Here is a 12,571-nt window from a genome sequence, read left to right as displayed (position 1 = left end):
AAAACTAAGTAATTTATAAAGCATAATACCATTTGCCACTTACATTATGATTTATTACACCTCTACTTTTCACTTTCTAATTATAGCTATTCATGCATCGCTGTGCTGTTTCAAAATTTTAACATTTAAAAAGTTTAAACACTCATAAATGTTAAAAAAACTATTTGTTTTAAAAGATTTTCAGTTTTAACGGCAAACATGATTTATATCATGTTTTATTCAATCCTTTAATCCGAAATTCGCAGTATAATTAAAATAATTACTCCTAAGTAATTTATGAGTAATTGGATATTGAAGTTTTACAGGTTTTAATTAATCAAGAATTAACATCTTTTTATGTTAAAATTTTAAAACAAAATATCCTTAGAAATGTTAAAATTAATTTATAAAAACAAAACGAATTTCTATATGAAAACATAAAAAAATATCTACATATCGACTTAATTAATAATCAAATTTTTAAATTATGAAAACTGAAAATCATCCCTTAAAAATTTCTCAATCATTAATTATTCTAGTCACATTTTTAGGTTCGTTAACAGCGTTTGCACAAACGTATTCGCTAAATAACGATAGCTCTAAATTAAGTGTACTTGGAACATCAAGCATCCATGATTGGGAAGTTACAGCAGAACAACAAAGTGGCTCTATAGTCTTAGAGAACGCAAACGAAACTCTTTCTATAAGTGCATTAGACATTAAAGTTATTGCAGAAAGCTTAAAAAGTGGAAAGTCTGGAATGGACAAAAACACCTATAAAGCTTTAAATACTAAAAAGTTTAATAGCATCGATTTTAAATTAACTAAAGTAAATTCTATTACTCCAAATGGTAGTGGTGTTTACAAGGTAAAATCGACGGGAGACTTAAGCATTGCGGGAACCACAAACCCAATACAATTAGACTTCACATTAACACTTACCGATAATTCAGCAAAATTAACAGGGTCTTACACTTTTAAAATGACACAATTTAAAATTGATCCTCCAACGGCTATGTTTGGTACCATAACAACTGGTGACGAATTAAAAATTGAATTCAATACAGTATTACAATAGTTTCTAAATACATAAAAAGAAGAATTATGAAAAAATATATACACATTTTAGTAGTTGCCCTTATAGTATTCACTGCAAGTACAAGTATTTACGCGCAAAACAACAGGCAAATTGACAATTATAGACAACCAGATCAACGCGGAATTAATGTATTCGAAGATCCTAAGGATACCATTTCTTCATTTGAAAATCTTCGTGTAAAAATTGGAGGTGCATTCGCATTACAATTTCAAGGTTTAGATCATAGCAACTCAGGTGTTGTCCCTTTAGCTGGAATTACACCAAACTTTAATTTACCTACTGCAAACTTAGATTTAGATGTTGCATTAGCTCCTGGGGTAAGAATGCACTTAAGAACCTATTTATCTTCTCGTCACCACCACGAACCTTATGTAAAAGGAGGTTTCTTTCAAGTTGATGGTTTAGACTTTATTAAAGAAGGGTTTTTAGACGATGTAATGAAATACACGACTATTAGAATTGGACAAATGGAAAATAACTATGGTGACGCTCACTTTAGAAGAACAGATAACGCACAAGCTATTTACAACCCATTTGTAGGAAACTTAATCATGGATTCATTCACAACAGAAATTGGAGCGGAAGTATACTACCAACGTTCAGGGTTTATTGCAATGGTAGGATTCACTAACGGAAAATTAAACCAGTCTGTAGTAGAAAACGATAATGGAAAATCTGGTGGTGCATCTTTTTTAGCTAAATTAGGATACGACAAACAACTTAACGACGACCTTAGAGTACGTTTAACAGGATCTTTATACAATACAGGTTTTGTACCAAATTTATACTTATATAATGCAGATCGAGCAGGATCTCGTTACTACAATGTTTTAGAAGCTGAATCTGCAACATCAGACAACTTTAGATCTGGACGTTTTGCTCCAAGTTTTAAAAACAGTATAACTGCATTTATGTTTAATCCTTTTGTAAAATATAGAGGCTTAGAATTCTTTGGAACATTAGAATTCAATTCAGGTTCTACAAATTCTACAGAAACTAGTGTGGCTTTAGATGGTAAAACACAACAATATGCAGGAGAATTGATCTACAGATTTGGTCAGAATGAAAACTTCTATGTAGGTGGACGCTATAACGTAGTTAACGCTGAATACGACGGAACAGATGATACTTCTATCTCAAGATTTCAAGCTAGTGCAGGTTGGTTTATGACTAAAAACATCTTAGCTAAACTAGAATATGTAACGCAATCTTACGATGACTTTACAGGACTTTACGAAGATGCACAATTTGATGGTGTAATGTTTGAAGCTGTAATTAGTTTCTAAAATTAAAACTAAATAGTAAAGGCTATACAACGTTTTAAGGGTGTCATTTACAAGTTATTTACTTATAAATCTTAAAGCATACATACATAAACTTTACAAAAAAATAAACAAACTATTAAAATCCTTACCGACACCAGCGGTAAGGATTTTTTTTATTTATCAATAAATATGACTCACACAACAGTACATGTATAACACATTTATTAAATTTAGATATTCTGTGACTTACCAAAGCAAGCGCTAATATTGTTTTAAAACGCGTAATTTTAATAAAACGAATTTTCAATACCTTTTAAGACAACTCAAAATAAAAATGTAACACCATTAATTTATGATAATAAAAAAGCTAGCCCTCGTTATATTTATTCTTCTAGCGGTATCGTTTAAAGATCGCCCACCTAAAAGCCATACAGAAATTATTATAAAACCTAGTAGTAAACTTACCATTCATGGCGTAACAAATATTACAAATTTTGCATGCGAATTTAATACCGTAACATTAAAAGATAAAATTTCAATATCTTATAAAGGCACAAATAAGCATGCTGTTTTTGAAAATGCTATTTTAGTTCTAGATAATAAAGAGTTCGATTGCGGAAGAAAAATAATTAATAAAGATTTCAACGGACTTCTAAAAACAGAAGATTACCCTCAAATTGCTATTCACTTAAAAGAAATCACTCGATCTGAAACACAACCACAAAAAACAGTAGCCCATGTAGATTTTGTAATCGCTGGTGTTACAAAACCCTATCAAATCCCTATTAAAATTAGTCGGGATCATTCTCTTAAAATTAATGGACGTATTCGATTAAATATTAGAGATTTTGGATTAGAAAATCCGAAAAAAGTTCTTGGTTTAATAAAAATTGAAGATGTGGTAACTGTGAACTTTAATTTAGATCTAGATGTGTTATAAATACAATTCTAAAATAAATTGATATATTCCTTTTACAGGATGTTTTATATAATTCACTAAAGACAATAAAATTACTTTTTTAAAAGTAAAGAGGCCGCCCTCCCAAACGACCTCTTCTTAATTAAGTAGTTAATACTACTTCAACTAATAGCTAAAGCAAAGATACTGTGAGTAAATATTTATATTTTACTGAAACCCGTAATTGGGTAATATTTTTTATAAATAAAAGTTTAAAAGCTCACTATATATCATGAAATTAACTTAAACCCCTTATTATTACTACAACTCTTGCAAACTTAATCAATATCAATTTTATTATTTTAAATATTAAATTTCTGATATTCAAGTAAGTTTGTCTACAAAAAAAAGCTAATAGTTTCACAAACAGGCATTTCATTTTTGTAAAAAACCAATGATTCATTAAATTATATATTCAAGATTGAGAGTCTGTTTATGTGTATTTTTATACGATGTGTTTAGCTTCTTTATTATTCACATCAACTAAATTATTTAATTTTTTAAACGTGCTAAGAATTAAACAGTTCCTTAAAAAACCAATTAACCTATAACATTTTAAGTAAAATTTAACTATAAAAATACAATTCATCGATAATATTTGAAACTTATCGATAAAATTATTATTTTTACATAACTAACAGCTTTTAAATGTGCCAATTAAAAATATGACCATTTAAAATTGACCACTAACTCATAGAAATTTACATTTTATGATACTTATTTTACGTTCTTATATTTTTAAGCTTTATCTAAGTGTAAAGCTTAATACAAGTTTTTCTGTACATAAGTATTATAGACTTATAATAATAAGAAAAACACTAACCATTTTTGAAAATTATGGTGTATACCGTTTCATAATTAACACTTGTAGAAACAAACCAAACATACTTTCATAAAGACCTTAATTAAGTATATATGGTAAATCCATAACTTAAGTTACAACCACATTATAACCCTCTCAACCAACTAATTACACTACCACCTATGCATAACTCTACTTCAATATTTTCTATTTTAAATAAAGCTTTCTATATAAAATTAAATTACCAATCTTTTCATAAAACTTGTAAACAAGTCTTATTATTAGGAGTTTTAGTTCTATCTAGTATTCAATACCTCTATGCTCAAGAAGTTTACGATACCTTCGACACCACAGGATCTGAAGCATGGTCTGTACCAAACGGTGCTACAAGTGTTAAAGTAGAAATATGGGGAGCAGGAGGCGCAGGTGGAGGTTCAAGGAAAGATAACGTCTCTGGCGGAGGTGGTGGTGGTGGCGCATATATCTCTCAAACCTATAATAATGTTACCCCAGGACAAACATTTAGCTTTACAGTTGGTATTGGAGGTACTATCGCCAACAATACTGGTGATGGCAATAATGGTGGGGACACAACCCTTACGCCTCCAAATGGTACGACTTTAAGTGCCGGTGGTGGAAACGGAGGAAAAGCAGGAAGTGGTAACAGTAACGGACAAGCAGGAACTGGAGGAAGTGCTACTGGTAACAACAGTGAGAACGGACAGCAAGGACAAGGTGGTTCTGGACAAACTGGTGGTAATGGAGGTAATGCTGCAAGAGCTTCTAACACGGGTGGTGCTGGTAGTAGTAATGCAGATGGTCAGTCAGGTAGTAGTCCTGGAGGCGGCGGAGGCGGCGGCAATGGTACGGGCAACGGTAACAGTAACTTCAGAAATGGTGGTGCTGGTGCAAATGGCCGAGTAAAATTCACCTATACTCTAAACCTTACCCCTACAATTACTAATATAAGCCCTTTAACTGTATGCGTGGGCGAACAAGTTATAATAACAGGAACAAATTTAAACAATGCATCTCAAGTGCGCATTGGAAATGCAAACGCTAGTAGCTTCTCTATAAACTCTAATACTCAAATTACAGCCACTATAAGTAGTGGTTCTGTAGGAAACGGCAACATTCAAATAACTACGCCTGAGGGTACTACTACATCTAATAACAGTTTAGTTGTAAATGGATTAAATGTTGCACCTACTCAAATATCTGTAGCTCGTCCCAATTGTGCAAATGAAAATATTACCCTAACTGTAAGTGGTGGTACACTGGCTAGTAATGATACTCAGGATGTAAAATGGTCGAAAGGAAGTTGTGATGGACCAGTAATTCATAGCGGCCTAAATTTAGGTATAACTAAACTTGACGAAACCACTACTTATTTTGTAAAATATGTAGGAGCGTGCGCCCCAAGCGATTGTATATCTGTAACATTAGAATATGCAAATCCTGTAGGTAATTCAATAGGCGCTATCTCCGGACAGCAAGATGTTTGCAAAAATTCTAGCAATATAACTTACACCGTTCCAGCAGTTACTAATGCCGAAAATTATACATGGACACTTCCTTCTGGTGGTTCGCCCACAACAGGGTCGCTTATAACTACCACAAATAGTATCACGGTAGATTATGTAAATGCTAGCTCTGGAAATGTAACTGTGGTTGCTAATGGTGTTGGTGACTGTGGTGGTAACACGAACCAGTCTAGTCTTGCAATTACTGTTGAAGACGTACCAAGCGCTCCTAGTTTCGTTAATCCAGTTTCTAATATTTGTTATGGAGGTACTAAAACTTATACCGTAACAGCAATTCCTGGCGCTACGTCGTACAATTGGACGCTACCAACTGATGCTATAATAACCTCTGGAGATGGAACAAATACTATAACTGTAGATTTTAACACTGCTATTAACGGCGCTATAACTGTTGCTGCAGAAAATGGATGTGGTACTGGAGATACGACTACCCTACCACTGTCATTTAATACAGTTCCAGATAACCCAGAACCTATTACAGGACCAACACTGTTATGTCCTGGAGAGACTATGGTCGAATACACAATTCCTAGTTTACCAAATACAACATCTTATAACTGGACAATTTCTAATAGCTCTGCAAGTTTTAATGGAACAAGCAATACCAATGCTATTGCCCTAGACATAGCCAATGCAGCTCTTAACGATTTTACTATTTCTGTAGTTGGTGTAAACAATTGTGGAGAAAGTGTTTTGGCTTCAGAATTATTGGTTAACGTTAATGAAAAATCAACTGCTCCAACAACAATAACATCTTCTAACAGCAACACCATTTGCGAAGGTATTCCTACAACGCTTGGTATTACAGGAGGTTCGCAAGGCACAGGAGCTTCTTTAGAATGGTATACAGATACGGCTCTAACTAATTCTGCTGGTTCAGGTGAAACTATTACTGTTACGCCTTCCGCAACTACAACATATTATGTAAGATATGAAGGTACGTGTAATAATACATCGGTAATTTCTCAAATTATAACTGTAAATGAAGAATCTACCCAACCAACAACTATAACGTCTACAAGTGGTGATACTTTCTGCGAAGGAACACAAACAACACTTGGTATTACAGGAGGTTCGCAGGGTACTGGAGCTTCTTTAGAATGGTATACAGATGCAGCTCTAACTAATTCTGCTGGTTCAGGTGAAACTATTACAGTCACGCTTTCCGAAACTACAACATATTATGTAAGATATGAAGGTACATGTAATGATACATCGGTAATTTCTCAAATTATAACTGTAAATGAAGAATCGACCCAACCAACAACTATAACGTCTACAAGTGGTGATACTTTCTGCGAAGGAACACAAACAACACTTGGTATTACAGGAGGTTCGCAGGGTACTGGAGCTACTTTAGAATGGTATACAGATGCAGCTCTAACTAATTCTGCTGGTTCAGGTGAAACTATTACTGTCACGCCTTCTGAAACTACAACATATTATGTAAGATATGAAGGTACATGTAATGATACATCGGTAATTTCTCAAGTAATAACTGTAAATAAAGAATCTACACAACCAACAACAATTTCGTCTAGTAATGGTGATACTTTCTGCGAGGGGACAACATCTTCTACTCTTACAGTAACAGGAGGTTCTCTAGGTACTGAAGCATCTATAGAATGGTATACAGATACAAGCTTTAACACTAACGTGGGATCTGGTACAACTATTAATATTGCTCCTACAGAATCAACAACTTATTACGTGAGACATGAAGGGCTATGTAATACTACAGGAGCAATTTCTCAAACTATTACAGTAAATCCTCTCCCTATAATTTCTGTAAATCAACCAAGTCAGACGATTTGTAGCGATGGTTCTATTGCGCCTATAACTATTTTGAATGAAAATAGTGTAACTGGAATTTCATATGCTTGGACTCGTACTAACACATCAAATCTTACTGGAATAGCTACTAGTGGCAGTGGTTCTCCTATTTCTGGAACATTAAAAAATACGACTGGAACACCACAGATAACAACGTTCACCATTACTGCAACTGCTAATGGATGTACAAGTGAAACTACAGCTACGGTGACTGTTAATCCGAAACCAGAACTAAGTGCCACTTTTACTCCTGAAATATGTTCGGGAGAAACTACAGACATTACAATATCAGACGATCAAGGTGTAGACAAACCGCTTACATATGTATGGACTAGAAATAACACGTCTGATGTTACTGGACCTGCAACTGGAGACAGTAATACTATAAATGTAGCTTTAACAAACTCAACCAATTCTCCGCAAACAACAACATTTACCGTTCGAGCAAATTCAGAATATGGTTGTTTATCAGAGTCATTTACTGTGGATGTTATTGTTAACCCTGCGCCCACTGTTGCTGCAACCAATACCCTTCAAGAGATTTGTTTTGGAGAAGCCATCACGCCTATTGTTATTAGCAACCCGAATGGCATCGCTGGAGTGAGTTACAGTTGGACACGTAATAATACTACGGGCATAACAGGCTTAGAAAGCGGTACTAGTGCTCCAAATGCTATAGATCCTACAATCTCTGGAACTTTAGTGAATACAACTAATTCTCCACAAACTACTACTTTTACAATAATAGCTTCCGCTAACGGTTGCGACAGCGAACTAACTACAGCTACAATTACAGTAAACCCAGAATTAGTAATTTCAATAAACCCAGATCTTAGACCCAACCTAAATCAAACGGTTTGTAGTGGTACAAAAATGACTCCAATAGAAATTTTAAACGATAATAACCTAGAAAATGTTGAATATTATTGGGAGCGTACAGATAATTTTTCTACCGTTACAGGCTTAGAAAGCGGTAATGGAGCTTCTATTTCAGGACAATTTGAAAGTACAGATTTTAGAAATAGAGTGTTAACCTTTAAAGTTTGGGCTGTAGCAAACGGTTGCGAAAGTAATGTTATAGAAGATATACGCGTTAGAGTTACACCTACACCTATAGTAGAAGTATCACCAAGCACACAAGCCATTTGTGATGGGGGAACTTTCTCTATGGCTTTTAGTAACACCTATAATACCAATAACACAAACTATTCTTGGGAAATTACAAACCTGCCTGCTGGAGTAACATCAAGTAACTCTTCTGGTACAGGACCAACAGCTTCAGGAACATTAACAAACACCACTACTGAAACCCAAACTGTAACATTTACCATAACAGCTACACGACAAGGTTGTAGCACAACTACTACTGCAACAGTTGATGTTTATGCACCTTTGACTAATCCTGTAATTGGAAACAGTCAAGATGTATGTTACGGAGAAGATCCTACTCCGCTTTATTTAGAAACTGCAATTTCTGGTGGTTCAGGAAACTACAGTTACGAATGGCAAGTAAGTCAGAATCAGGATAGTGGTTTTACAACTGTAGGAACAGGAACAACATATGCTCCTCCTAGACAAGAAAGATATTATAGATTACGTGTATATGACAATGCTTGTAGTTCAACAATTAAAATTAGTAATATAATTATAATCAATTATTCAGGATTAGGAGGTGTATTTGATAGTCCTGAAGTTACTAATAAACCAAGTACTACAATTCCTTATTGCCCTGGAGATGAAATTAATCCTAAAGTTACTATTGGTCACACATGGCTTTCGGACGTTGATTACTCATGGTCTTCTAATGCATCTTATTTCACTCCTGCAACAGGAACTGACAATGGTAAAAGAGTAAATACAAGTCTTTTAGGAAGAGAGACATCTGCCACAATCAATGCAACTTTAAAAAATGACGGAAATAGCACTGTAAGTACTATATTCTATATAACACCAATATTTTCAAATTATACTACGTGTAACTCAGACCTCATTGAACTTCCTTTAATGATTTATCCAACCCCAAAAATAGAATCCGTAACTGCAGCAGAAACTGAAATTTGTAGTGGTTCTACCGCAGAAATAATTGTAGATGGAAATATCACCGACAATCCAATGGAATTTAGTTGGGAATGGGAAACCAAAAATAGTGCTGATAATGGTCTTATTGAAGGTATTGAGAGTAGTACTTCGGGTGAGATTTCAGAAAATGATGTATTTGAATTAATTAATGAATTAACGAACACATCAGATAGACCGATTACAGTCGTTTACACATTTACACCAATATCTACTACATGTGATAATCTTACAGGTTTAGAAAAACATATAGAAATTACTGTTTTACCATTTATAGAAGCAGAAGCTAATTTAATTACTACTATAGATGAAAACACCCCTTGTGACGTTACAACAGTTACATTAGAAGCCAACACAAACATTTCTGGAGAATGGACAGCCATACCTTTAGGTGGTGTATTCTCAGATATTACAGATCCTAATGCAACTTTCACAGGAGAAAGTGGTACAGATTACACCTTAACCTGGACAGTATCTAATGGTGAAGATTGTGGAGAAAGCAGTGCAGAAGTTGCTGTAAATATCCCGGCTTGTTCAGGAAATAATTTCGACTTTAATGGAACAAACACCAGTGTAAACTTTGGAAATACCTATAATTTAAATGGTCCATTTAGTATAGAAATTTGGGTAAAACCAAATAGTACAAATGGCTCACAAACGTTGTTCTCTAAACGTAGTATTACCAATTCAACATCAGGTTACGACCTAACAATAAATAACGGTACTAGTATAGCCTTCAATTGGGGGAATAACAATAATATCTCTGCAACGGGATTATCAACAAGCCGTTGGTATCATATTGCTGTAACCTACAATGGATCTGGTTATAAACTTTATATTGATGGTATTCTAAAAGCTTCTAAAACGGGAGATGGACCACAATCTAATACGAGTTTAGCCCTTTTAGGAGCTATTCAGGATTCTGTATTACCTTCTAATTATTTTAATGGTTGGTTAGATGAATTACGTATTTGGAATACGGCTTTATCAGCTGACCAAATTCGAGAAATGATGAACCAAGAAATTGAAAATAATGGAGGCACGGTTAGAGGTTCTGTTATTCCTTTAGATATTAATGGAGGTTTAAATTGGAACACTAACCTTGTTGGGTATTACCAAATGGGATCTAAGATTATAGATGGAATCCTTACCTCTACTAAAGGAACTGCAACGGGTGTTTTAAGAAACATGACTACAATGCAACAGGAAACAGCTCCGCTTCCTTATGTAAGTGGTGGAAACAGTGATTGGAATACAGCCGCTGCTTGGAACAATGCAGATGTTAACCTATTACCTAACTCTAATGATATAACATGGAATATTGTTAAAATTAAAAACAATGTTTCAATAGACAAATCGACTACCGTATTAGGTTTAATCGTAGAGGACAATACGCTAACCGTATCAGACAACATGCCTTTAAATGTTACTAAATATCTTAAATTGGATGGCACATTAAAATTGGAAAACGAAGCTCAATTATTACAACCAAAAGGAAGCATAGTAGATTATAATGGAACAGGTGGCTTGCTACGCGACCAAGAAGGAACCACTAATGTGTATAATTATAACTATTGGGCGTCGCCTGTAAGTACGGCTGGTACAGAAAATAACAGAACTTATAAACTTAGCGAAGTTCTTCACGTGGGTACTACTCCGGTAGGCTGGACCGCTAACCATAATGGTGCAGCAGGAAATCCACCTTCTATAAGTACACGTTGGTTATACTTATTTGAAAATTATAACACAGATACTTTTAACTGGCATCGTATAGATGAAGATTACATTATTAACGTTGGTTTAGGCTATATTATGAAAGGAGCTACTAAGGCCGATTACACCTTTATTGGCCAACCAAATAACGGTGACTACAAAGTAAATGTTTCTAGTGGAAATGATGCACTTGTAGGTAATCCTTATCCATCTGCTATAGATGCTAATACGTTTATAAACGATAACCGAAATATGCTTGATGATGGTGGAAACAACGGTGAAATACGTTTTTGGAGACAATCTACAACTAATAATTCTCATGTTACTAAAGAATATTTAGGAGGTTATGCATCACTAAACTTAACTGGAGGAACTGCAGCTGTTGCCCCAGCAGACATTAGCGGAACTGGAGATGCTACTAATTATATTCCAAAACGTTACATTCCTGTAGCACAAGGATTCTTTATTACTGCTGGACAAACTGGACAAATAGAATTTAATAATAGTCAGCGTATTTTTAAAACAGAAGCAAGTGGAGACTCTGCATTTTTAAGAGCTAATGGAACAATAGAAGAAAGCACGAACGATGTTCAACGTGTACGCTTAGCATTTAAAAATCCAGATAATGCAATTAGACAATTATTATTAGGATTTACACCTGATAATGCTGCGACAGACGATGTTGATTTTGGTTATGATGCCACTAACTTTGAAGAACTTTCTAGCGATATGTTATTCTTAATTAATGAGAAAACATATGTTATACAAGGTGTTGGTGAATTTGATGAAACCAAACAATATCCTTTAGCCATGTTTATTGGTAAAGATGGTAATGTTGAAATCAGTTTAAAAGGTTTAGAAAACTTCGACAATGCTATAGATGTATTTATCTATGATAGTTTCACCGATACTTACACAAAAATTAATGACAGTAAGTTCTCTGCTCAATTATCGAAAGGCGAGTATTTAGACCGTTATTTTGTAGCATTTAATGATGAAAACAAATTAGATATTATCGAAAAAGAATTAGATAGTATTGAGATTAGTTACTTGAACCAAACAGATGAGATCAGCATTAAGACACCTGCTTATACAACTATTAAACAAGTGTATTTAATAAATGTTTTAGGTCAGACTGTTAAGATGTGGAATACCACTAATGCACCACTATCTAACGATTGTAAAATACCTGTTAGAAACATTTCTGAAGGAAACTACATTATCAAAGTAGAAACACAAAATGGAAGTAAAATCAAAAAAGTCAGTATTAAATATTAACATATAAACATTTTTCAATAAAAA

The 12,571-nt window shown here is 34.1% G+C and carries 4 protein-coding genes; all 4 read left to right on the top strand.

Annotated features, from left to right (window positions below):
• The first annotated feature begins 466 nt into the window (after positions 1-466).
• The 4 genes from BN863_RS05790 to BN863_RS05775 all read left to right on the top strand — a co-directional run bounded on the left by BN863_RS05790 (position 467) and on the right by BN863_RS05775 (position 12,547).
• Entirely contained in the window at positions 467-1,057 is a 591-nt protein-coding gene (locus BN863_RS05790) for a YceI family protein (protein WP_038528446.1), read from the top strand.
• Between the two features lie 26 nt (positions 1,058-1,083).
• On the top strand, positions 1,084-2,364 hold the full coding sequence (locus BN863_RS05785) for a hypothetical protein (protein ID WP_038528444.1): 1,281 nt from the start codon (positions 1,084-1,086) through the stop codon (positions 2,362-2,364).
• A 331-nt stretch (positions 2,365-2,695) separates the two neighbouring features.
• Positions 2,696-3,283: a YceI family protein gene (locus BN863_RS05780; RefSeq protein WP_038528442.1), complete on the top strand. Its 588-nt coding sequence runs from the start codon at positions 2,696-2,698 to the stop codon at positions 3,281-3,283.
• 1,002 nt (positions 3,284-4,285) lie between these two features.
• Complete coding sequence (locus tag BN863_RS05775) at positions 4,286-12,547, top strand: Ig-like domain-containing protein (RefSeq protein ID WP_038528439.1); 8,262 nt, start codon at positions 4,286-4,288, stop codon at positions 12,545-12,547.
• Positions 12,548-12,571 lie beyond the last annotated feature (24 nt).

The sequence above is a fragment of the Formosa agariphila KMM 3901 genome (assembly GCF_000723205.1).
Taxonomy (GTDB): Bacteria; Bacteroidota; Bacteroidia; order Flavobacteriales; family Flavobacteriaceae; genus Formosa; species Formosa agariphila.
The sequence above is the reverse complement of the archived record's forward strand: the minus strand, read 5'-3'. Positions and strand labels throughout refer to the sequence as shown.